This window comes from Megamonas sp. (assembly GCF_986095205.1).
The window spans coordinates 32,121-57,285 of record NZ_CFQVBI010000036.1 but is presented as its reverse complement, the minus strand read 5'-3'; the positions used below and the strand labels follow the sequence as shown (position 1 = coordinate 57,285).

General features: G+C 31.4%; 21 protein-coding genes, 1 CRISPR repeat array, 2 riboswitches and 1 other annotated feature. Of the genes, 5 read left to right on the top strand and 16 right to left on the bottom strand.

Annotated elements, in window-relative coordinates:
• Position 1: 1 nt before the first annotated feature.
• The 15 genes from AC5LAX_RS04790 to AC5LAX_RS04720 form a co-directional block, all read right to left on the bottom strand.
• Positions 2-1,423: a peptidoglycan D,D-transpeptidase FtsI family protein gene (locus AC5LAX_RS04790; RefSeq protein ID WP_018999004.1), complete on the bottom strand. Its 1,422-nt coding sequence runs from the start codon at positions 1,421-1,423 to the stop codon at positions 2-4.
• 2 nt (positions 1,424-1,425) lie between these two features.
• Positions 1,426-2,670 (bottom strand): FtsW/RodA/SpoVE family cell cycle protein, encoded by a 1,245-nt coding sequence (locus AC5LAX_RS04785; RefSeq protein ID WP_240921513.1) that lies wholly within the window; start codon positions 2,668-2,670, stop codon positions 1,426-1,428.
• The gene (locus tag AC5LAX_RS04780) at positions 2,667-3,374 is read right to left on the bottom strand and encodes a Stp1/IreP family PP2C-type Ser/Thr phosphatase (protein WP_015562391.1); all 708 of its coding nucleotides are present in this window, start codon (positions 3,372-3,374) and stop codon (positions 2,667-2,669) included. Before AC5LAX_RS04780 ends, AC5LAX_RS04785 begins: the two co-directional genes overlap by 4 nt.
• A gap of 5 nt (positions 3,375-3,379) precedes the next feature.
• Positions 3,380-3,820: an FHA domain-containing protein gene (locus AC5LAX_RS04775; protein ID WP_008538123.1), complete on the bottom strand. Its 441-nt coding sequence runs from the start codon at positions 3,818-3,820 to the stop codon at positions 3,380-3,382.
• A 167-nt stretch (positions 3,821-3,987) separates the two neighbouring features.
• Complete coding sequence (gene cas6, locus AC5LAX_RS04770; protein ID WP_117584887.1) at positions 3,988-4,692, bottom strand: CRISPR-associated endoribonuclease Cas6; 705 nt, start codon at positions 4,690-4,692, stop codon at positions 3,988-3,990.
• A gap of 191 nt (positions 4,693-4,883) precedes the next feature.
• Positions 4,884-5,178: direct repeats of the CRISPR family, unit length 30 nt; unit sequence GATAAATATCAACAGATACTGTACGAAAAC.
• A 46-nt stretch (positions 5,179-5,224) separates the two neighbouring features.
• A complete protein-coding gene (gene cas6, locus AC5LAX_RS04765) occupies positions 5,225-5,740 on the bottom strand; it encodes a CRISPR system precrRNA processing endoribonuclease RAMP protein Cas6 (protein ID WP_493263646.1) in 516 nt (171 codons plus the stop codon).
• A gap of 27 nt (positions 5,741-5,767) precedes the next feature.
• On the bottom strand, positions 5,768-5,995 hold the full coding sequence (locus AC5LAX_RS04760; RefSeq protein ID WP_288908917.1) for a hypothetical protein: 228 nt from the start codon (positions 5,993-5,995) through the stop codon (positions 5,768-5,770).
• A 2-nt stretch (positions 5,996-5,997) separates the two neighbouring features.
• On the bottom strand, positions 5,998-7,182 hold the full coding sequence (csm5, locus tag AC5LAX_RS04755) for a type III-A CRISPR-associated RAMP protein Csm5 (RefSeq protein ID WP_117584889.1): 1,185 nt from the start codon (positions 7,180-7,182) through the stop codon (positions 5,998-6,000).
• A complete protein-coding gene (gene csm4, locus AC5LAX_RS04750) occupies positions 7,175-8,197 on the bottom strand; it encodes a type III-A CRISPR-associated RAMP protein Csm4 (protein ID WP_117584890.1) in 1,023 nt (340 codons plus the stop codon). Before csm4 ends, csm5 begins: the two co-directional genes overlap by 8 nt.
• A complete protein-coding gene (csm3, locus tag AC5LAX_RS04745) occupies positions 8,187-8,891 on the bottom strand; it encodes a type III-A CRISPR-associated RAMP protein Csm3 (RefSeq protein ID WP_117584891.1) in 705 nt (234 codons plus the stop codon). The genes csm4 and csm3 overlap by 11 nt, the downstream gene beginning before the upstream one ends.
• Entirely contained in the window at positions 8,888-9,304 is a 417-nt protein-coding gene (csm2, locus tag AC5LAX_RS04740) for a type III-A CRISPR-associated protein Csm2 (RefSeq protein WP_117584892.1), read from the bottom strand. The genes csm3 and csm2 overlap by 4 nt, the downstream gene beginning before the upstream one ends.
• Positions 9,305-9,310: 6 nt before the next feature.
• Positions 9,311-11,797, bottom strand: a complete 2,487-nt coding sequence (cas10, locus tag AC5LAX_RS04735) for a type III-A CRISPR-associated protein Cas10/Csm1 (protein ID WP_288908915.1) — start codon at positions 11,795-11,797, stop codon at positions 9,311-9,313.
• 275 nt (positions 11,798-12,072) lie between these two features.
• A complete protein-coding gene (gene glyS / locus AC5LAX_RS04730; RefSeq protein ID WP_117584894.1) occupies positions 12,073-14,130 on the bottom strand; it encodes a glycine--tRNA ligase subunit beta in 2,058 nt (685 codons plus the stop codon).
• A gap of 2 nt (positions 14,131-14,132) precedes the next feature.
• Positions 14,133-15,011 (bottom strand): glycine--tRNA ligase subunit alpha, encoded by an 879-nt coding sequence (glyQ, locus tag AC5LAX_RS04725; protein ID WP_008538126.1) that lies wholly within the window; start codon positions 15,009-15,011, stop codon positions 14,133-14,135.
• 66 nt (positions 15,012-15,077) lie between these two features.
• Positions 15,078-15,249, bottom strand: a binding site (T-box leader).
• 82 nt (positions 15,250-15,331) lie between these two features.
• A complete protein-coding gene (locus tag AC5LAX_RS04720) occupies positions 15,332-16,558 on the bottom strand; it encodes a cytosine permease (protein ID WP_288908913.1) in 1,227 nt (408 codons plus the stop codon).
• A 72-nt stretch (positions 16,559-16,630) separates the two neighbouring features.
• A riboswitch (TPP riboswitch) is annotated at positions 16,631-16,737 on the bottom strand.
• A gap of 163 nt (positions 16,738-16,900) precedes the next feature.
• On the opposite strand from AC5LAX_RS04720, the gene rplS reads away from it, so the two are divergent.
• Both rplS and lepB read left to right on the top strand, forming a co-directional pair.
• On the top strand, positions 16,901-17,242 hold the full coding sequence (gene rplS, locus AC5LAX_RS04715) for a 50S ribosomal protein L19 (RefSeq protein WP_008538128.1): 342 nt from the start codon (positions 16,901-16,903) through the stop codon (positions 17,240-17,242).
• 75 nt (positions 17,243-17,317) lie between these two features.
• A complete protein-coding gene (lepB, locus tag AC5LAX_RS04710) occupies positions 17,318-17,854 on the top strand; it encodes a signal peptidase I (RefSeq protein WP_018998992.1) in 537 nt (178 codons plus the stop codon).
• 58 nt (positions 17,855-17,912) lie between these two features.
• Here lepB and AC5LAX_RS04705 read toward each other — a convergent pair whose 3' ends face one another.
• Positions 17,913-18,425, bottom strand: a complete 513-nt coding sequence (locus tag AC5LAX_RS04705) for a DNA-deoxyinosine glycosylase (RefSeq protein ID WP_008538131.1) — start codon at positions 18,423-18,425, stop codon at positions 17,913-17,915.
• A 251-nt stretch (positions 18,426-18,676) separates the two neighbouring features.
• Here AC5LAX_RS04705 and clpB point away from each other — a divergent pair, with 251 nt between their 5' ends.
• The 3 genes from clpB to metK all read left to right on the top strand — a co-directional run bounded on the left by clpB (position 18,677) and on the right by metK (position 25,113).
• Positions 18,677-21,265: an ATP-dependent chaperone ClpB gene (clpB, locus tag AC5LAX_RS04700; protein ID WP_288908911.1), complete on the top strand. Its 2,589-nt coding sequence runs from the start codon at positions 18,677-18,679 to the stop codon at positions 21,263-21,265.
• Positions 21,266-21,700: 435 nt separating this feature from the next.
• Entirely contained in the window at positions 21,701-23,587 is a 1,887-nt protein-coding gene (locus tag AC5LAX_RS04695; RefSeq protein ID WP_288908910.1) for a type I glutamate--ammonia ligase, read from the top strand.
• A gap of 140 nt (positions 23,588-23,727) precedes the next feature.
• Positions 23,728-23,832, top strand: a riboswitch (SAM riboswitch).
• Between the two features lie 96 nt (positions 23,833-23,928).
• Positions 23,929-25,113 (top strand): methionine adenosyltransferase, encoded by a 1,185-nt coding sequence (gene metK / locus AC5LAX_RS04690; RefSeq protein WP_018998988.1) that lies wholly within the window; start codon positions 23,929-23,931, stop codon positions 25,111-25,113.
• Positions 25,114-25,165 lie beyond the last annotated feature (52 nt).

Genomic DNA, 25,165 nt, shown 5'->3' with positions numbered 1-25,165 from the left:
TTTACTTCCCTTCCTTTGCTAAAATACTTGTGAGTATATTTTTTATAATAGGTGCAGCCTCACTACCACCAAATCCGCTATTTTCTACGATAACAGCAAATGCAATATCTTCATTTGGCATATTTGCACAACCAATAAACCAAGCGTGGTCTTTGCCTGTAGAATTTTCAGCAGTACCTGTTTTACCTATCATTTCAATACCAGGAACTTTGGCTCTTGTACCTGTACCATGATTAATAACATTTTTCATATCTTCATAGATGATATTTATTGTTTCTGGTGAAGATACTTGTCGCCAAGTCATTGGTTGATGTTGTTCTAAAATACTATTATCTGGAGCTGTAATGGCATTTACTACGAAAGGTTTCATCATGATACCTTCATTCCCTATACTTCCAGCTAACATAGCCATGCGAAGTGGTGTTACGAGTAAAGTAGATTGCCCAATACCTACTTGAGCAAGTTCTCCATCACTTAAATTATCAAAATCAGGTAATTGTGGTTTATTGTTGATAAAATCTGTATCAAGTTCTTGGTCATAACCAAAACGAGAGAAAGTTTCTTTTAAACCATCACTACCTAAACGTATACCCATTGTACCAAAATAACTATTACAAGATTCTTCTATAGCTTTGGCTAAATTCACACCACCGTGAACTTCTCCACTACTATCTGATAGAGAATATCCTCCGCTTAATTGTAAAGCCCCTGTACAATTAACCACAGTATCTGTAGTTGCTACTCCACTTGTCAATACACCATCACCTATCATAGGCTTGATTACTGAACCTGGTGGATATAAACCTTGACTGGCACGATTTAATAGCGGACTATTTTCATCTACACGAAGATTATCCCAGTCTTCATCAATTGTATTTGGATTAAACATTGGTCTACTAACCATTGCTAATACTTCACCAGTTTTACGATTTAAAACTACAACTGCTCCTTTACGATTACCTAAAGCTTCATAAGCTGCTTGTTGATAATCTGCATTGAGTGTTAAATGAACATCATTGCCCACATTTTGTTCAAAAATTTGAGAAATAGGCCCTAATGCATGCAATACTAAATTATTACCAGCAAGATAAGTATTTTGCGTACTTTCTATGCCAGCATAACCTAATTTATCGCTTACATAACCAATTGGCGAAGCGAAAATCTCGCCATAAGGATATACCCTTTTGAATCCATCTTTTTCCACTGTAGTATCTGCAAGCACCACACCATTTCTATCTAAAATTTTACCACGTTGTACTTGTAATGCTTTTTCTGCTACATGTGAATTATGACTATCTTTTAATAAATCTTCAGCTTGATATATTTGAATATATGCTAGATTAATAAAGATTATTGCAAATAAGCCAATAAATACTTTTACGATTGTATATATATGTTTATCTATACTATTTTGTCTATGCAAACTTATCTCTCCTTACTACTGAGAGCATATAATAGCCCTAGTGAAATGAAAGATGAAACCATAGAACTACCACCATAACTAATAAAAGGTAAAGTAATACCTGTGAGTGGTAACAGCTTAGTTACACCAGCTAATATGATAAATGTCTGTAATAATAAAGTTATAGCTAAGCCAAATGCCATCAATTTATATTTTTCATTAGTCAAAAGTAAAGCAGCTTTTATGCCTCGCATAAATAATAATAAATATGCCAACAATAAAAAGGTTACACCTATTAAACCAAATTCTTCTCCAATAGCAGCAAAAATAAAATCAGTATGAACTTCTGGTATTAAACGAGGAAAACCAGATGTATATCCTGTACCAAAAACTCCGCCATAACCAAAAGCAAATAATGATTGTACTATTTGATAAGCACTGCCCATCGGATCGTCCCAAGGATGTAACCAAATAGCTACACGAGTTTGCACGTGAGCAAACAATAAATAACTTATATATGAAGATAATGAAAAGAAAAATAATGCTATCGCTACATATAATTTTTTACCTGTAGCCACATAAGTCATGATGACAACTATGCCAAAAAATAATAATGCTGAGCCTAAATCTCGAAGACTTACAAACATCAAAATTGATGCACTCCATATCAATAACAATGGAGCCAAAAATCTAAATGGCGGTAAATGAATGAATTTCCAGCCACGGCTAGGCAATACTAAAACATTTTTATTTTCGGATAAAAACGAAGATAAAAAGGCTATAATCAATAATTTCGCAAATTCTGAAGGCTGTACTTGAATAGGCCCTAAGATAATCCAGTTACGATTACCACCGATATCTGTACCAAATATAAGTACAGAACAAATAATTATCAAAGCCCCAAATCCTAGTACATAAGGAAAATCCAATAATTCTAACAACCTATCAGATACTGCTACAATTATCAAAAATACAATAAGCCCTATACATATCCATACTATCTGATGCGTATATAAATCTGGCTTCAATCGCAAAATCATGATAGCACTGATACTCGACATAAACATGACTAATGATAATAAATAATTATCCGCATTTTTTCGCAATCTGACGCTTATTATCTGTACTACGATAAAAATGACAGATAATATTCCAGCTGGAATAAATGCTTCATTAGTCAAAGTATTATTTTTGATATTGATTAATAATGTGCCCAAAAATAATAATAAAATTGAAAATACTAATGTAATATATCCCTTTTTTATCATGATATTTCCACCACGATACATGTAATATTGTCTTTTCCACCATAATTAATAGCTCTTTGTACTAAATGTTGAGCTTTATCTTTTATATTACTATCATAACAGATATTTTTTAGCTCCTCATTATCCACCATATTTGTAAGGCCATCAGAGCAAATAAGGAATTTATCCGCTTGTAAAATATCACAATAACCTGTATCTACATTTAAATTCACAGAAACACCAGCTGCTCTTGTTAAAATATTCTTATGTGGATAATTTTCAGCTTCCTGTGCTGTGATTTTATTTTGTTTTAATAATTCATTCACCAAAGAATGGTCATTTGTCAATTGATAAATTTGACCATTGCGCAATAAGTAAATCCTACTATCACCTACATGAGCCCATGTGGCATAGCCATAATGAACATAAAATAGACTAATCGTAGTCCCCATGCCATTATAATCAGGATTTTCACTAGAAGCTTTCATAATTTGTTTATTCGCTTCTAAGACAACAGATTTTAAACATTCTTCACTACATTCATCAGGATTTTTATTCTCCAAATGAAATTTTATAGTATCCACCATTATGCGACTGGCAATCTCTCCAGCTGCATGTCCTCCCATGCCATCTGCAACTGCATAAATATGTGGTTCAATACAAAGATAACTATCTTCATTTGTAGTACGTACACAACCAATATCAGTAGCATGAGTAATTATCATAGCTCTCACCTCTCAAAACGGAATGATACACAACCTATTTTTATAACATCACCATTTTGTAAAAATTCTTTGCCATTAAGAATATTACCATTTATATAGGTGTGATTTCGACTTTGTAAATCCTCAATCTGATAAAGATTGCGAACTGGACTAATAACAGCATGATGATGTGATACATAAATATCATCTAATACAATATCATTTTCTTTACCTCTACCGATAGAGATTTGACCAGAAAAAGATATTTTCTTATTAGCCAATTTAGGATCTGCTGCTTCTAGCACTATTAAAGCCACTTCATTTTGTGCAGATTCTTCTTTCACTGGCTTTAAGCTGGAAGTGCTTTTCAAATCTTTGAACATGGATTTTACTGTTACAAAAATATAACCACAGATACAAAGAAGCATTCCATACTGTAGTGCTACTAAAAAAGCTTTACTTGCCATTTGACCACCTCATCAAAGATATATCAATACTTTATTATAGGCATAAATCCTAGATAAAGCAACTTCAAAACCATTATTATAATAAAGTTTTTTCCTAATTATATATATAAATCTTTCTATAAAAAAACTAGACAATCAAGTTTTTTACTCAATCATCTAGTTTAAATTTATAGCCAACGATAATTCACAAAACCTGCTCCTCGTGAATTCATCTCACCTAAGCCCACGCCTAAAGATAAATATGCCATTTCTTGAGATTTTTCATCATCTAAGACAGCAAGACGTACTTTATCGCCGAGAAGTTTTATATTTTTATATTTCATTGGCACAGGTGTTTTATTTAAAAATTCTATAGTAGAATAAAATTTTTCCATATTTATTTCATCTTTATCATTTATATCGCCTTTAAAATTATTTATTTTCTTAGTTAAATTAATGATAAATCGCTGTTCAAAGTCTTCTTGACTCATGCAATTTTTCCAATAACCATTTTCTGCCTTAATTATCATTGGTGTCAAAGTATAGATAAATTCTATTATCTTTCGTGGCAAAACTCTTTTTTCTGCTGTCAGCCCTTTAAATTCTCTAGTATTTATATTTGGACAAACTTCATAGAAAAATTCTGCCATATCCTCATCAATAGTTCTGATGGTCAAAGTATATATCTTGCCTTTTTTATAGATTTTATCTTTTTCCAATGGCGATAATAAATCATAGCAATAATTTTTATATGTATTTGTATTATGTAATTTTCCTAGATTTTCTTTTGCAAATAAGCTTTTATCAATAAATCTAGTCAACATGATTTGCACATCTTGTGCCATGATATCCTTTAATAAATATAATTTTATGCGTATTTGATAAACTTTCATCAAAATGCCCCTTTCTTTGAATTTACCAAGTGATATATTCATCTTTATGCAAAAATGCTGATATATCAATAATTATAACAAAAATTCGTCATTAAATTCTCAAAATCCTTTTCGCTGGTAAAAAATCCCTAAACCTTGATAAAATCACTATTTTCATATATAATATATTTCATAAACCTTAATCTTTAAGGGATAAATATCAACAGATACTGTACGAAAACAACTTTGATATACTATTTGTAGAAATAAAATCAAGGCGATAAATATCAACAGATACTGTACGAAAACTACACTTTTACTAGCCAGAAATCATCTAATATAACAGATAAATATCAACAGATACTGTACGAAAACTTTATAATCGGAAATTATTCCACAAGCTAACTTGCGGATAAATATCAACAGATACTGTACGAAAACCCGTTTTCTCTGGTGAATGCTTCCTGAAGTGTGAAGGATAAATATCAACAGATACTGTATAAAAAAAGGCTTGTTATAGTTATTTTTCTATAACAAGCCTTTTTATTTTGCTTTAATTTAATTTTATCTGTATTGCTCCCATGCCTAGATGCGTATTTGCTCCTATTGATGTATACTGGGAAAATTCTGCCAGCATTAAGATTATTTTATTTGCCATTATATTATTTTTTAAACTAAACCTACATTTTCCTTGAAATGTAGGTCTTTTTTTGCCATTTATCAGCTGTGGTCTTAAAACGACTTCATAATCATCTAGTTGTATTTCTTGTGCTAAATTTTCAATTAAATCTTGTTCATACAATTTTTCATCAATGGCAAATAAATTCCAGATAGAAACTAAATTCATTATTATATCATGCGGTTGACAAATCATTTTGTCTTCTTCGCCAAACAATAAAGTCGGTGTCAAAAAGTTAAATTCAATATAGCTACTTTTCAATCTACGTGTAAAATATTTCGTTACTAATTGCTTATATGTAGCACTATGAATATAACTTTTCTTCTCTATCTGAAATACTATCTTATCAGTTGTTATAAGCTCGCAATTTTCCTTCGTCAATTTATCCATCAATCTATAAGCTATATTTTCTGTAGCTTATAGATTTAGTGTTGCAATCCGCCAATAATATATATCTTCAGCCTCTATATCTTTTATTATATATTGTATATATGGCTTTATCATCTGCATAGATAAATATTCTCGATACTTGTCGTCTACATATTGCATCAAAACATCATTCATAATTAACGCTAAAGATTTTTCTGCCTTTTGTATTTCTTCATCAGCTTTAGCTTTTAATACTATCTCAATTATTTTCAACATAATTATACTTTACCTATCTTCGCTATACCTAGCAAAGTCAATTTTCCATTATATTTTGTAGCCTTCAATGTTCGTGGAGCAATCTTCGTATCTCTTATACCACGATTTACTCTTTGTTTGAATTTCATATTTAAATATCTACTAATAAATTCTTTTGCTTTCATCTTTGTAGGTGCTAGATAAGCCACTAGAGTTTTCGTCAAAAAGCCTGTACCACCACCGATATAAGTATTGCCTACATTCGTATCATTAAATAAAAATCCATAATCTTTGCCAAAAGCAGATGATAATAATTCATTACTAGCGTCAAAGAAATTTTGTATCATTATTAAAATATCTTCTGCTGAATTTATATTTAACTTTTGCGTAAATCTTTTTTCTATCTGCATATCAAAATAAAATCTCGTCTTCGGCTCTATACATTCACGATAAACACTTAGCGAATTTTCTTTTATATAATTATCCTTCACTGCTAAATCAATTTTTTTCAATAAAACTAAGTTATTATGCTCTGTCTTTGCCATAGCATCACTTAATTTTATTCCCTGCATAAAATTATAATACTCAATTTTTGTACTTTTCTTATCGTATTTCGTATATTCTCTCTTTCCTGTACCTTCTATTTCAGCCATCAATAATCTATTTAAATTATTTTCAACCCTTTTTATTTCATCATAAGATTTATTACCATTTATAGCTCTTTCCAAACTTTGCCAAAGTCTTTGTTTTAAATGCGGATTTTTTTGCAATAAATCATATAAAATAGCCGTTCTTATCAAGCCTTTTAGCGTACTACCTGGTATATAAGCTCTGCCATCTATTAATTTTGTCTGCAAAATAATATCATTTAAACTATCTTTACTTATCTTATCTATATTTTCATGTGCGATTAATTTATATTTTACGACTTCTTTTATATCCTCGATATTATAACCTTGCTCTATCAACCATTTATATAATATTTTTCGTGGTTTAGTCTTATCATTGATAAAATCCATATAAGCAGGAAATAATTTTTTCGTATAAATAAATTTATGCCACAATAAAGGATTTAAAAAATATGCTACTTGATTTTTACTATCATATATATAATCTGTAGTATTTAATTTTTCATTACTGGCTATATTGACAGGTGTGATGATATCCAGATACATTTTATTAAATTCTATCAAATTCGTATTATTCATAATCTATCCCCACAAACATACCCATACCATTTCGATAAATAGGATAAGATATGCCCTCATATTCTTCTTTTAGCATCATGCCTTCTAAATACTTCATCAAACAAGAACCTTCTGCTAACATATATAGATTATTTTTTCGCTTCTTATTATGTGTATTTTGGTCATAGATAAAACCACTGCGTTTTACAATCTTATAATTGCCAACAGATATATATTTTACATCTTCTTTTCTAGGCAATAATGGTGCTATACATAATTTTCTGCCCCTATTTACACTCATATCCATATTTATCATTTTAGTCAAAATCAAATCATCTTTATAAATACTATCTGTTTCACTTAATTCTATAAAATCATCAAAAAATTTATATTTACCATAACCACTGCTTTTTTTGCCACCAATACCACTATAACCCAGACTTTCTATTATTTTTTCCATAATAATAGCGTCATCATCATCTTCATAACCCAAGATAAAATACAATCCTGCATTATCATTGAATTTATAGCTATTCACAAAATAAGGTAAAGGCTCTTGACCTCTACAAGCTACTTTTTCCATTGTATTTTCTATGGCAAAAATAGGATTATCTATGCTATATACTTCTTTATCATTTATAGATTGTAGCCAATTTTTAATTTCACTAATGCGAATAAAATCTTCTTTATCATTTTGCTTCCATAATCTACTGTATTTTTTCTGTTCAGAATAAGAGTCTATCTTCGACAAATTATCCACAGATAAATATATCTTTGGCAAATATAATTGTAAATCATCACTTTGAACAGAATAATAATAGGGAAATAAACTGGATATCGCTAATTTTCTCTGCTCAAATTTTTCCATAATGCTTTGTAATATTTCTTTAGAAATTAAATTAGCTTCTGAACAAATGGCACTAAAGTAAGTATCTGCACTACAATAAAAACTGGCTTTTTCTAAATCTCCGCCAAATTTATTATCCGCAAAATGCACAGGTGTCAAAAACTCTAAAAGATAAATTTTATATTTCATTATTAACATTTCCCTTGAAATCACATTCGTATTTATTAATATCAATTTTTTTATTTATAGCTTTAACTTTGAATTTACTGAATTTCACTCTGCCATATCCACGAGAACCATGTCCGCCAAGATAATCCATCTGCAACAATTGCAAACCTTGAGCTAAAATCTTCATATCTTCATCTATTTGGTCTTCATCTTCAATATTATAAACAAGTTTAAATGCAAATTCTGCTCCAGCTGGTACTCTTTCAATCTGACGAGGATTTGCCGAGCCTGTCAATCTAGCTATAGTATTTTCCCATTTTATCTCACCAATATAAGTATCTGTATCGAGATTTTTAAATAATTCTACACTTTCACTAGTTAAAAATAAATCAAAAAACTGCAATCTTGCAAAACAAGCACCTTTTTTCCCTGCTGAACCAAATAGACGTGATATCACATCATCATCATCATCTATATTATTTAAAATCAAATTTTTACATCTGCTTTTAGCCAATAAAGTGCGAAGTTTTCCCTTCAAAGAACTACCAGGAATGATTGGTTCATGAGTCAAACAATCGCGAATAAATGGACTATCCACCGCCCCAATAGGTGCAAAATCACTATTTGCCCCTATATGCATACCTGTTATGAGCTTTAAATTTGCTGTAATAAATAATTTTCCCTGTAATTGTTTTTGTCCTTGTATATTCATCATTTATCTTGTCCTCCATAAAATTTATGAAATGCCACTAAAGCCTCTACATATTTACAAAATTTCTCAAAAGCTTTTATATCGCCATTGATGTCTTTTACCATATTCAATAAATCTGCTTTTTCTATAAACTCCCTAACTAAATTATCTCTACCTGCTTGATAAGACATATTCACACGCAAAAATTCTATTTCCATTTGCAATTCTTCATCTAATTGCAATTCTTCATCTAATTTTTTCTCTTTAGACTTAGCTATTTTATAGATATCCACCTTATTTTTTAAGATATTCACCGCTGTTAAAATTTTTCTTATTTGATTAGTTTTTAGCTTTATATATAATTTATTGGGATTATTTTTATCTGGTTTGCCAATAGATTTTATTGCTAATTCTGCTTTATCCACTATATTTTCCATAAATATTTACTCCTTTTTATCTCTTAAATAATATACTAATAAATTTAAAGCAGTCGCTAATTGCTTTTTATCTTCATTATTATTTATCCATTGATACATTTTACTTACAAAATCTTCATATACTTTTCTTTTTTGCTCATCTTTATCTTGTTTAGGTTGCATTCTCGCCAATACATAAGCAAATCTTGCTATATTCAATTTATCTTCATCTGCTAATTGTATTAAATCCATCAATCTATAAATTAAACTCTTTCCTACAGATAATTTATTAAATTTATCACCATCAAAAGAAAGACGAGCTAATAAATAATTCATCTTCTCTTTGCAGACCTTCATCTCAAAATCCACCCATGTATATATATGCTTGCACTCTAGCTGACCATTTACTTTTAAATTTATTTCCATGCCAAATAAAGCTATGCTATTTTTATCTTTCCTATTCTTGCTCATTTGTACTAATAAACCTGCAATCTCTGCCATCTTACTGATAGGATATGTCGGGCTAAACATTGCCATACCTGCACTAAGTGTCAATTTTCCATTAGTAAATTGTTTAAAAGCTCTATTTATATCTATTGCTACTTCCAATACTTCGTCCCATGCACCGACTAAAAATAAATCATCACCGCCAGCATAAATAATATTTACCTTGCGTTTTTGGGCTTTAGCTATGCCAAAAATATTGAAAGCTTTCTCTTCAAAATCTACGCACCCTATTAAATCGCCAGCACAGATTTTATTTATCGCCACTTTAAAAAACATAGATATATCTTTTGATAAATCTGCATAGCGAGATAAGGTAGCATATCTTAAATTATCTTCTATTTTATCTTTATCACTTACAAAACCACTGCTAAAAGCTATACCTAAATCATCTATATCTAATCGCAATACACCTAATCTTTTTATACCTTTATCTATTTTGCAACTACTCTTAGCTAAATCATCAAAAGTCATGACCTCATCATTTTCATTTTTGGCACTATAATCTGCTAAATATAAACGTATAGCCAAATCATTTTCTAAAAGATTATTTTTGCTATAAATACGCAGGATTTTTCCTTTAAACATATCTATATCTTCTATATTTACAGCATACATATATAAATCTTTATCTTTGCCAAAAATTTTGATGCCACCATCTATTTTTTCCTCACTGATGACAAAAACTAAATCTTGTGTCAATATATCTTGCCCTAATTTATATAAATTCAGACAAAATTCACAAGCAATTTCTTCATCACTATTATATTTCCAAAGTTTATCTACTAAATTATGACAAATATTACATTCTTTTTTTGCTGTATCTTCTTCTTTTTCTACATTAAATATATACTCTAAAAAATCTTCATCTTTGCTATATCGTATAGTTTTATCATCTTTTAATTTTTTATTAACTGTAGCGAATAAATTTCCTTGAGCTTCAGATTTCATCAAATTATTAGCACTGCATTCAGCTATACCGATAGCTAAATATAAATTAATGCCTATATTTTCCATCAGCCATCTATTCATCTTTGCTTGTAATTTATCCATAGCTTTTTTTGTATCTTCTATATTCGGAGCTAAAATATAAAAATGCCCTCCACCAGAATATAATACATTTGCTCTTGATAGTCCTATTTGCTCTAAATATTCATCTATAAATTCTTCTAATAATAAATCAATATAAAGTGAGCGACCTCTCAAAGTTTTCAAAGCACCTTTTGATGGAATAGTATAAATAAAATCCTGTATACCTGATATATCACCAGAAATTAAAAGATATATTTTTTCATTTCTAAAAATTTTACTTCCACTATTAAAACAATATTTTTTATAATCTTGTATCTGTTGTTCATCAAAATATAATTTCATACAACTAGCCACTGCCGATGTTATTTTTGAATGAACATATAATGAAATATCACAAACTTCTGCTCTATTTGTACTCGATGGTACATATGAAAAACCTTCTTCTAGAATTTGCAATAATTGATTTATCGATATCTGACTTATATCTTTTGTGATAAAATGTGATTTTATCTTATTCAATAAAGCTTCATAATTACTATTCGTTGCCAAAGAAATATCTGTTCGTGGATAATTGAATGATTTATTTATATCTTTATATATTAAAGGATATTTATTTGCTACTTGTATTTCTTTATCACTATAAAAAACACTAAATATACTATCCAAATTTAATTTTGGATCAAAACCCTTTTCTTCGCCTTCATTTTCTCGTCTATCCATGCCTGAAGCAATATTATCTGCTTCATAAACAATATATGCTAAATCATTTTTATCTAATTTGGCTTTTTGGAGATAATCTTTATGATGATATCTCACACAATTCAATAAACGCTCTGTTTCTTCATTTGATTTTAAATACTGCTCTAAAAAATCTCCACCTAATTTAGAATGATTTATCCTTTTGTTCATTGCACGATAACATACTTTTCCTATATCATGCAGTAAAGCACCTTTGATTAGAATTTCTTTTTCTTTCATTTATATATCCTCTACTTTTCAAATTAAATCTATAATTCATTTTCTCAAATCAATAGAATTTGTAATTCATCTTTATATTCTTAAACACCATATTATATAAATCCTGCTTTTTGCTTCAACTTTGGCATTAGTAAATATCAATACTAAAAAAGACTTGCTATAGAAAAATAACTATAACAAGTCTTTTTATTGTTTAATTTAATTTCACTTTTAATAACAAAAAAACTAGATAGTTAAACCTAACATTTAACTACCTAGCCTTTTCTCAATCATTCTTATAATACGATTTTACCGAAATCTGCAATAGATTTAATAAGTGTATCAATATTTTTAAGAAGTGCAAGACGATTATTTTTGATTTGTTCGTCTTTATCCATAACCATTACATTATCAAAGAAATTATTGATTGGTGCAGTAAGTTCCTGCATTTTATCAATAGCTGTTTTATAATCTTTATTATTTAAAGCAGTTTCTACATCTTTAGCTACTGCTACATAAGTATTATAAAGAGCTTTTTCTTCATCTAATGTAAATAATGCTTCATTAATAACATTATTTTCTGCTTTTTTACTGATATTACCTACACGTACAAAAGCTTGAATTGCATCATTTAATACACCAGAAGCAATTTCTTGAGCTGTTACGCAAGCTTTAGCATAAGTGCCTGCAACTTCATCTGCATTTTCAAGTACAGCATCAATAATATCATAGCGAACATCATTATCGCCAAGTACATTTTTAAGACGTAAAGTGAAGAATTCTGCTACATTTTTCTGGATTTCAGCACGTTTTTCACTATCAGTGATATTGAGTAAATCCATTGCTTTATCTGCAATTTCACTGATAGAAATAGTGTAGTTTGCTTCAATAATTGTATGCACAATACCAAGAGCTTGACGACGAAGTGCAAATGGATCTTGAGAACCTGTTGGCACAAGTCCACGACTGAATGTAGCTACGATATTATCCATTTTATCAGCTAAAGAAACAAGACGACCTGCTACGCTAGCTGGTTCTGCATCACCTGCAAAACGTGGCATATAATGTTCATAAATAGCAGTTGCTACTTCTTGACCTTCACCATCTAAAAGTGCATATTCACGACCCATGATACCTTGAAGTTCAGTGAACTCACAAACCATAGCAGATACAAGGTCAGCTTTTGCTAAGATTGCAGCACGTTTAGTTGTTTTTATTTCATCTTCTGTAGCATTTACTTTTTCACCAATAAAAGCAGAAAGTTCTGCTAAACGATTAGCTTTATCATAAATTGTACCAAGACCTTCTTGGAATACTACAGTTTTTAATTTTTCTACATAATCATAAAGACTATGCTTTCTATCTTCATCAAAGAAGAATTGAGCATCAGCAAGTCTTGCACGAAGTACACGTTCATTACCATGCTGTACTTTATCTAAGCAATAATCGCCACCGTTGCGAACTGTAATAAATAATGGTAATAAATTGTTATTATCATCTAAAACAGGGAAATAACGCTGATGATCTCTCATTGGAGTCATTACTGCTTCTTTTGGTAATTTAAGATATTTATCTTCAAAAGTTCCGCAAAGTGCTGTTGGATATTCTACAAGATAAATTACTTCTTCTAATAAATCTTCAGTGATTTCTGCATGACCATTATGAGCTTTTGCAATTTCTTCAATCTGTGCTTTGATGATATCGCGACGTTTTTCTTGGTCTACAATAATAAATGCATCTTTACAAGCTTGTTCATAATCACTTGCTTTATTGATTGTGAAATCGCCTTCACTTAAGAAACGATGACCACGAGATACGCGACCAGATTTTACATTAGCTACTGTAAAATCAATTACTTCTTCATCATACAAAGCTACGAGCCAACGAAGTGGACGTACAAAGCGGAAATCTAAATCGCCCCAACGCATATTTTTAGGGAAATTCAAGCCTTCTACTAATTCTTTTAATAAAGTAGGTAAAAGTTCTACAGTCTGTTTGCCTTCTTCACTAGAAACAGCATATACATAACCATCTTTTACTACTAAATCAGCAACATCTACTTTTTTGCCACGAGCAAAACCGATAGCTGCTTTTGTAGGATTGCCATCTTTATCAAAAGCGATAGCAGTAGATGGGCCTTTATATTCACTAGATGCACCTTGCTGAGTTTCTGCAAGATTTTTTACTAAAAGTGCAGTTCTGCGAGGTGTACCAAGAGTTGTTACTTCATCAAAATCAAGACGCATTTCTTGAAATTTTGCAGTTGCTTTTTCTTTTAATTGAGCTAAAATTCCTGGCATAAAATGAGCAGGAACTTCTTCTGTACCAATTTCTAATAATAAATCTTTAGCCATTATTATTTTGCTCCTTTCTTCAAGAGAGGATAGCCGAGTTCTTCACGCTGTTTTAAATAACATTGAGCACAAAGACGAGCAAGATTACGTACACGAGAAATAAACGCTGTACGTTCAGATACGCTGATTGCTCCACGAGAATCAAGCAAGTTAAATGTATGAGAACATTTCAATACATAATCATATGCTGGATGAACATAGCCAAGCTCAATTACGCGAACAGCTTCTTTTTCGTATTTATCGAAAAGGTCAAATAAAAGAGCAGTATCTGCAAGTTCAAAGTTATAAGTGGATTGTTCAAATTCATTTTGATGGAATACATCACCATAAGTGTATGTGCCATTCCAATCAATATCATAAACATTTTCTTTTTCTTGAATATACATTGCAATACGTTCAAGACCATAAGTAATTTCAGAAGCTACAGGTTTTACATCAACACTACCTACTTGTTGGAAATAAGTAAACTGTGTGATTTCCATACCATCGAGCCAAACTTCCCAACCAAGACCCCAAGCACCAAGTGTTGGAGATTCCCAGTTATCTTCAACAAAACGGATATCATGTTCTTTTTCATTGATACCGAGTTTTGCTAAGCTCTGTAAATAAAGTTCCTGAATATTATCAGGAGATGGTTTCATAATTACCTGGAATTGATGATGTTGGAATAAACGGTTAGGATTTTCACCATAACGACCATCAGCTGGACGACGAGATGGTTCTACATATGCTACATGCCAAGGTTCAGGGCCAAGTACACGTAAAAATGTAGAAGGGTTCATAGTACCTGCACCTTTTTCCACGTCATAAGGTTGAGCTAAAATACAGCCTTGCTTAGACCAAAATTCCTGCAAAGTCAGGATAATTTCCTGAAATGTCATAAATATACCTCCTTGATATTCATGGGCGACAAAATAAAAAATCTCGCCCATGTAACAACAAAATGTTACAGGGACGAGATGTATTCCCGCGGTTCCACCCTGATTGACTTAAATATATTTAAGTCCTCTTTAGAATGTTATTTATTATTATAAAGCTCCCTAGCGCCATTCACTTTTTGTAGTCTTACACCATCACTACTCGCTGATTAAAGTTACTTTTCTAGTTCATTGCTGTACATAAAGTCTAGCAAAAGAAAAAATCCTTGTCAATATATTTATGTTGTTTACTTTTAGATTTATGGCTAAATAATAAAATACTTTTAATATTTCTTATTCAAACTAAATTTTTTTGCCCCAATCAATTGATTAACAAAAATATTAATAATGGCTATAGCTAACATAACTGGCACAGTAATCCCAATAAATGTGCTATAATCAATCAACAATTCATAAGCTATAAAACCAATTAACCATAAAAGACAATTTTTACCAGTGATAAATGAATTTTGATGATAAATATTATGACTAAAGAAATATTCAGAAAAAGCAATAGCAAATAACGGTGCAAAAGTTGCTGCTATAAAATAAAGGAAAGTTTCATATTGTTCCATAGATAAGAAAATAGCAAGCAATGTAGAAATTATACATACAAAAAATGCTGTATATTTTACATCTAATTGATTACTGATATGATTTAAACAAATACTTGAAGAATTTATCGTAATGAAATTAGTTGTTACTGTAGATAATAAAATAACAACTAAAGAAATAACACCCAATCCAGATAACATAAAAATATCACAAATATCTGTTATACCATAATGAACAGCACTACCTAAACCAATTGTATACATTAAAATACTGCCAAAACAATATGCCACTACACAGCTCACTGTACCTGTAGATTGATTTTTAAGTGTTCTTGTATAATCTGAAATAACTGGCATCCATGATAAACACATAGCAATATTCAATTCTACCGCCATGCCAAAACTCATACTTTCATCTAAGGAAGTTACCACTTCATTTGCAGAAACTACCGCCCCAAAACCTAAATATAAAGAAGCAAGCAATAAACAAAGCATTACTACTTTATTTATCTTACTTACAAAATCCATTGTACTAAAAATCCAAATGCAAGGAAAAAGACCTATGATAATTGTCCATAAAATAGTATTTTCTCCTATATTCCATAAAGATGCCATTAATTTATTGAAAGCTTGTGCCCCAATGATGGTCATTATAGAAGTCCAACCTATTAATTGAATAGTATTTAATAGAGAGAAACTAACAGAACCCAACTTACCAAAAGATAAATTAATACTTTCAGAAGCACTGCAACGTTTATTAGCACCGATAATCCCTGCTAAATAAAGAATAATTCCGCCAATTACATGACCTACTAAAATAGCTAAAAATCCATCTTTCATGCCAAGTGGTGCTAAAAAAGTTCCTGTCATGATTTCAGCCACAGAAACTGCTGTACCAAACCAAATCAATGATACATTAAAACTAGAATTATTTGTTGATGTAAAAAATGTAGACAAAAAATCACCTCATAAAAAATAAAAATATTTAAAAATAAAAAAAGGAAATAGCCATGCCATTTCCTTGAAAATACGTAATCAAACTAATATTTCCCTACGTTGGCATTATCCAAATCAGGTCATAGGTCGAAGTTCACAACTTCCTCTCAGCCTGTCTACAAGCTCCCTTTTTCATATTCTGCCTTTAATATAAATTATCCTAAAATATTTGTCAAATTCTCGAAAAATCTCCAAAAAATATATTGCATAGCCCATTTTTATATGATAAAATAGCCTAGTATGCAACAAACGGTCCGCTGTGAGATATTCTTATATGAACGTTTGAATTAAGGAGGAAAAATAATGAATATTATTCAGGCTTTAGAACAGGAACAATTACGTAACGATATCCCTAAATTTATCCCTGGCGATAGCGTTCGCGTACATGTAAAAGTAGTTGAAGGATCCAACGAACGTATTCAGATGTTCGAAGGTGTTGTAATCGCTCGCCAAGGTTCTGGCGTTCGTGAAAACTTCACAGTAAGAAGAATTTCTTATGGTGTTGGTATTGAACGTACTTTCCCAGTACATTCCCCACGCCTTGCAAAAATCGAAGTTACTCGTAGAGGTATTGTTCGTAGAGCAAAACTTTATTATCTTCGTAACCTTACTGGTAAAGCTGCTCGTATTAAAGAAAGACGCTAATATCTTCATAAGAGGGACTGCCTATGGCAAGTCCCTTTTGTTTTATTAGTATGTTCTAGTAGAGGGAGGATTATCATGGCTGATAAAAAAGAGTCATCTTTAGGTAGTGAAATTAAAGATTGGGTTATTTCCATAGCTATCGCTGTTGTTTTAGCCTTATTCATTCGTCATTTTGTAGTAGAGTTATATTTAGTTGATGGACCTTCTATGCGTCCGACATTACAAAATCAAGAGCGTTTAGTCGTTAATAAATTTATTTATAATTTACATGATCCTGAACGTGGTGATATCTTAGTATTCCAATATCCAAAAGATCCTAGCCGTGATTTTATCAAACGTGTAATTGCAATTCCTGGAGATACTATTGAAATCAAAGATGGTCATGTTTATGTAAATGGTGAATTAAAAAATGAACCATATATCTTAAGCACAACTAGAGGGGATTATCCACTGGCTACTGTACCAGAAGGACATATTTTCGTAATGGGCGATAACCGCAATAATTCCGAAGATAGTCGTTTCGCTGATGTAGGCATGGTACCATTTGATTTAATCAAAGGTAAAGCAATACTCATCTTCTGGCCACTTGATAAATTAAGAACATTACCATGATAATAACGAAAAGGTACCTATGAAATATTTTGTAGGTACCTTTTTTATTTTATAAAATCTATTTATTATTTATATGTCTAGCTAAAGCTTGTTGCCAAACTTCTTGAAGCATCGGCAAACGAAATTTAGCATTTGCTGGACTTGTAGATGGCAAAGTATAAAAAGTATATGTTTTATCTTTTAAAATATCTTTATTATATTTCTTAAAGCACTGAAAAGATTTTCCGCCATTAAAACAAATAGTTTTTATTTTAGGATATTTGGCAAATAAAGCTTTAAAATCATTTGGCACTTCATCGCAAATAGCACTATCTAAACTACCTTCTCGAATACAAGAATCTATAGAGTCCCAAAGAGCAATATGATTTTTTCTCAATAATTCTAATCGCTCTTGATAAATAGTTGGTATTATTCCTTCATTAAAAAATATAGCCATTAATTTCCAAAATCTATTTTGAGGATGAGCATAATATTGTTGCTGTTCCAAAGATTTCACACTTGGCATTGAACCTAAGATAATAGTTGTACAATTTTCATCAATGGATGGAGCAAATCCTATGAGTCTTTCCATAAATAAAATCACCTCTATTCTATTATAATATAAAGATTTTTAGTATAGATAAAAAATTTTTAAAAATAAATGTCAAAAAGTCAAAATAATGTTTGACAATTTGACTTTTAGCTTTTATAATATGTTTTGTAAGCAAATATAAAACTAAAGTATAACATAAATTATTACTTTAATATTTATATTTACTGTATTATTGTTTTTATACTATTATTAATTGAAATGTTACTCATCATGACTTGGAGGTATAAATCATGGGTGAAGAAAAATATACACAAAAAGTTTTAGAAGCTATGCAATCTGCACAGCAAGAAGCAGCTCTTCGCTATCATCAAGAAATTACATCTGCTCATGTTCTTTCTGCTTTAATAAAAGAACCAGAAGGTTTACTTGCAACTATTTTTGCTGAATGTCGAGTAGATTTACCTATGCTCAAAGCAAAACTAGAACAAATGCTCAAAAAAATTCCTAGCGTAAAAGGTCAAAGTCGCTTAGGTATGAGTACAGAAATGGTTCGTGTATTAGGCAGAGCAGCAAAACTTGCTGAAAACATGAATGATGAATATATAAGTACAGAACATTTATTATTGGCTATTGTCAGCGATAGCGATGATGAAATGCAAGCATTATGTAGAGAATTCAATCTACACCAAAATAAAATTCAATCTGTAATTAAATCAGAACGTAAACAAAATGTAAATAGTGATAATCCTGAAAGTGGTTATAAATCACTTGAAAAATACGGTCGTGATTTAACAGCTATGGCAAGAGTTGGTAAACTCGATCCTGTTATTGGCCGTGATGAAGAAATCCGCCGTACTATTGAAATCTTATCTCGTCGTACTAAAAATAATCCAGTATTAATCGGTGAACCTGGTGTTGGTAAAACTGCTATTGTTGAAGGTTTAGCTCGCCGTATCGTAGCAGGTGATGTTCCAGAATCTCTAAAAAATAAAACATTGTATTCTCTTGATATGGGTTCATTAATCGCTGGTGCTAAATATCGTGGTGAATTCGAAGAACGTCTAAAATCTGTATTAAATGAAATCTCTAAATCCGATGGACAGATTTTATTATTCATCGATGAAATTCATACTGTAGTAGGTGCTGGTGCAACTGAAGGTGCTATGGACGCTGGTAACTTATTAAAACCAATGTTAGCACGTGGACAACTCCGCTGTATTGGTGCTACTACTTTAAATGAATACCGTAAATATATTGAAAAAGATACAGCTCTTGAACGTCGTTTCCAACCTGTAATGGTAGGTCAGCCATCTGTAGAAGATACTATTTCTATCTTGCGTGGCTTAAAAGAACGTTATGAAGTTCATCATGGTGTAAGAATTCGTGATAATGCCCTTGTTTCTGCAGCTGTATTATCTGATAGATATATCTCTGATAGATTTTTACCAGATAAAGCTATCGACTTAGTTGATGAAGCTGCTGCTAAACTTCGTACTGAAATCGAATCTATGCCAGAACCTATTGAAAAATTGCGTCGTAAAATCATGCAATTACAAATAGAAGAAGAAGCATTAAATAAAGAAACTGATGAAGCATCTAAAGAAAAACTTGCTAAACTCATTGATGAAAAAACTAAATTACAAAATGAAGAAAATGAATTAAAAGCAAAATGGGATAAAGAAAAACAAGGTATTGTTCGTGTACGTGCTATCAAAAAAGAAATGGATAGTGCCAATACTGAAATGGAAAAAGCTCAACGCAGTGGCGATTATGCCAAAGCTTCTGAAATCAAATACGGTAAATTACCACAACTTCAAAAAGAACTTGAAAAAATGGAAAAAGCTGTTCATGATGAAGAAGGTAATCGTCTCTTAAAAGAAGAAGTATCTGAAGAAGATATCGCTCAAGTAGTAAGTCGTTGGACTGGTATTCCTGTTACTAAAATGCTCACAGGTGAAAGAGAAAAACTCGTACATCTAGAAGATGTTCTCCATGAACGTGTTGTCGGTCAAGATGAAGCTGTAAAAGCTGTAAGTGAAGCTATCATCCGTGCTCGTGCTGGTATCAAAGACCCTAATCGTCCAATCGGTTCTTTCATTTTCCTCGGCCCTACTGGTGTAGGTAAAACTGAACTTGCAAAAACTTTAGCTGAAAGTCTATTTGATGATGAACGCAGTATTATTCGTATCGATATGAGCGAATATATGGAAAAACATTCTGTAGCTCGTTTAATCGGGGCTCCTCCAGGATATGTTGGCTATGATGAAGGTGGTCAACTTACTGAAGCAGTTCGCCGTCGTCCATATAGCGTAATTTTACTTGATGAAATCGAAAAAGCTCATCGTGATGTATTCAATGTATTATTACAAATCTTAGATGATGGTCGTTTAACTGATGGTAAAGGTAGAGTTGTAAACTTCAAAAATACTGTTATCATTATGACATCAAACTTAGGCAGTCATGAAATCTTAAATCAAAAAGATTTTGCTACAGCTGAAAAATTAGTACGCGATATCTTAAAAGATTATTTCCGTCCTGAATTTTTAAATCGTGTTGACGATATTATCGTATTCAAAGCTTTAGCTAAAGAACAAGTACGTCAAATTGCTCGCATCATGCTCGAAAATCTCAATAAACGTCTACAACATCAAGTTAATATTTCACTTTCTTGGTCTGATGAAGCTTTGACTAAACTTGCAGATGAAGGTTTTGAACCAAACTTTGGTGCTCGTCCACTTCGTAGATTATTATCTCATACTGTAGAAACTCAACTAAGTAAAGAAATCATCAAAGGTAATATCAAAGAAGGCGACACTGTAGATATTAATGTAAACGGTGAAGAATTCACATTTAATCCAATTCGTAAAATGGAAGCATAATATTTAAATAAATAATCTTTAAATAAAATTAATCTATACACCCTAAAAGGTATTTATTGTATATCTTTTAGGGTGTATTTTTTTATAAAAATATTAAGCTATTTTAAATATTTAACAACTTTTTACAAAAAATAAACAATAAAAATACAATGTTACAATTAAAAATAAAAAATAACTACTAGACAAACACTTTTGAATATGATATTATAAATCACGTAAAACAGAACAGCAAAGGCAATGGGGCCATATGAGACATCTGTACATTAGTATTGTAATTGTTTCAGTCTAAAAAATATATAAATTAACTTATTAGTTTATTTTAATTTTATATTTTTAGGGGGATATTATATTATTAATGTAGTCAGAATTGTTTTCATACGGCTTTTTTTAGTTGCTACATAAATTTTTGTTAATAAATAAAAGGTGGGTCTTTTAATGAACGATTTATTATATGTTATCCCTGCAAATTCTAAAAAAGAAGATATTATTGCTACATTGAAACAACATCCTGAAATTAAATTTGTTTCTTTAGTAGGTATCGATTTAGCTGGTAATGATACTGATGAAAAAATTCCTATGAGAGTTTTTCTTGAAGATATTGACTCTTTCTATAATGGCTCTGCTGTTCAAACAGATGGTTCTTCTGTAGTATTAACAGGTATTGCTACATTAAATAATGCTAAAGTAGATATGCCAATTGATCCTACTGTTAATTGGTTTGTTGATTACAATATCGAAAGCTATGATGATGAACTCGGTAAACCAGTTGGTACTCTCCGCATTCCTGCAGCTCTTATTCATGATGGCAAAGCTGTAGACTCCCGTTCCATCTTAGCTAATACTTTAACTTATGTAAAAAAAGGTTTATTAGACCTCTTTAAAAATAATGCTAAAATCTCCGGCTTAGAACATATCAATGGTGCAGATGTAAAAGATATCGTATTTACTTCCGCTACTGAACTTGAATTCTGGGTAAAAACTCCACTTAGTGAAGCAGATATCCCTGAAATGTCCGCATCTCAGGTTATGCAAGAACAATATTGGCAACGTACACGCGGTGCAGTTCGTACAGCTCTTGAACAATGCATGTTAGCTCTTGAAGCTTATGGTCTTTCTCCAGAAATGGGACATAAAGAAGTTGGTGGTATGAAAGGTCATATCGACACTGATGGTAATATGACTCATGTTTGCGAACAGGTAGAAATTGACTGGAAATTCGCTGATGCACTTCAAGCTGCTGATAATGAACTCGTTGTTCGTATCCTTGTAAAAGAAATTTTCCGTGAAAATGGTCTTGAGGTTAACTTCAAAGCAAAACCTATGATCGGTCTTGCTGGTAATGGTGAACATACTCATTTCGGTATGGGTGCTATTATGAATGATGGTTCTTTTGTAAACTTATTCGCACCAACTGATATGAAAAAAGATTATATGAGTGCTGTAGGTTATGGTGCTATCATGGGCTTACTTAAAAACTATGAAGTTATCAACCCATTTGTATCCGCAACTAATGACTCTTTAAATCGTTTAAAACCAGGTTTTGAAGCTCCTGTATGTATAGTTACTTCTTTAGGTCATAACCCAGAAGTTCCATCTCGTAACCGTACAATTTTAGCTGGTCTTATTCGTGATATCAATAATCCAAAAGCTACTCGTTTTGAACTTCGTGCTTGTAATCCATATACAAACACTTATCTTGTACTTGCTGCTATTTATACATCTATCCTTGATGGTGTTAAATACGCTGTTACTAAAACTACTGCTGAATTACTTGCTGAAATCTCCAAAGATGTAGGTGATGAAGCTGGTTACTTAGAAAAAGATCGTGCTTATCGTGCAGAAGATGATGTATTTGAAGATTATACTGAAGAAGAACGTCATCAACGTTTTGGTGTACATCCTGCAACTGTTTGGGAAAACTTCTCTAACTTGAAAAAATATCCTGAAAAACGTGCAGTTTTAACTGAAGGTAAAGCATTCAGCGATAAAATTATCGATGCATTTGTTGAAGGTGAATTAATTCGTTGGAAAACTGAACTTATCAGCCGTATTATTCCTGAAAATCGTATGCTTATCAGCAAATTTAAAGAAATTAAATCTGCATATGTAACTGATGAAGATTCTTACAACTGGAATAAACTCAACCGCATTCGTTATTATCTTGCTAAAGACAGCATCGATAATAAATCCTTATTCACTCAGTTAATCAATGCTTTAAATTCTGGAGATTTTGCTACAGCTTCTAGCTTACAGGTAGAAATGTATGATAAAATGGAAGAATTAAAAGAACTCTATGCAACTTATAGAAACAATATGATTTAATAAAATTCTCCAAGAAGGCTTCTATTTTTAGGAGCCTTCTTATTTATATTTTAGATTAGAATAATAAATTATTTTTATAACAAAGATATTGACAAAAATCTATTTTTTCTATATGATAATGATTAGCAATTATATAGAATAACTCATCAAGAGCAACTGAGGGACTGGCCCAATGACGTTGCGGCAACCATTGAGCATTTATCAAACGGTGCCAAATCCTTTAAGTTTTACTTAGAAGATGAGAGATGGATATAAACTCTCTCGCGTTTAAGTTTAGAGAGTTTTTTTTATGTTATTTTTTAATTGTTAAGATATAAAAAAATATACTAGGAGGTTCCTAAATGTCCAACAGAGTATTATTTACTTCTGAATCTGTTACTGAAGGTCATCCTGATAAAGTAGCAGACCAAATTTCTGATAGCATTTTAGATGCAATTTTAGCCAAAGATCCAAATGGTCGTGTAGCTTGTGAAACTTTCGCTATGACTGGTCAAATCCATGTAGCTGGTGAAATATCCACTGATTGCTATGTAGATATTCCATCTATCGTTCGTGAAACTATCCGCAATATCGGTTATACTCGTGCAAAATTCGGTTTAGACTGCGATACTTGTGGTATTTCTTTATCTATTGATGAACAGTCCCCTGATATTGCTATGGGTGTAGATAAATCTTTGGAAGCAAAAGAAGGCGAAGCTGACGAAACAGATCTTGGTGCTGGTGACCAAGGTATGATGTTCGGTTATGCTACAAATGAAACTCCTGAATATATGCCTCTTCCTATTGCTTTAGCTCATAAACTTGCTCGTCGTCTTACTGAAGTTAGAAAATCTGGTGAACTCTCTTATCTTCGTCCAGATGGCAAAACTCAAGTAACAGTTGTATATGAAGATGGTAAACCTGTTGCTGTAGATACTATTGTTATCTCCACTCAACATGATCCAGATGTTACTTTAGAACAAATTAAACAAGACCTCATGGAAAAAGTAATTAAACCTGTTGTTCCTGCTGAACTTTTAACAGCTGAAACAAAATATTTCATCAATCCTACTGGTAAATTCGTTATCGGTGGTCCACAAGGTGATACTGGTCTTACTGGTCGCAAAATCATTGTTGATACTTATGGTGGTATGGCTCGTCATGGTGGCGGAGCTTTCTCCGGTAAAGATCCAACAAAAGTAGACCGTTCTGCAGCATATGCCGCTCGTTATGTAGCTAAAAATATCGTAGCTGCTGGTCTTGCTGATAAATGTGAAATCCAATTAGCATACGCTATTGGTGTTGCAAAACCTGTATCTATCAGCATCAATACTTTTGGCACTAATAAAGTAGCTGAAGATGTTATCACAAAACTTGTAAATGATAACTTTGACCTTCGTCCAGCAGGTATCATCAAAGAATTAGACTTACGCCGTCCAATTTATGCTCAAACAGCAGCTTATGGTCATTTCGGTCGTACAGATGTAGATCTTCCTTGGGAACATACTGATAAAGCTGAAACATTAAGAAAACAAGCTGGCTTATAATAATATTATATAAAAAACCTCTGATAAATAATTTATCAGAGGTTTTTCTTTA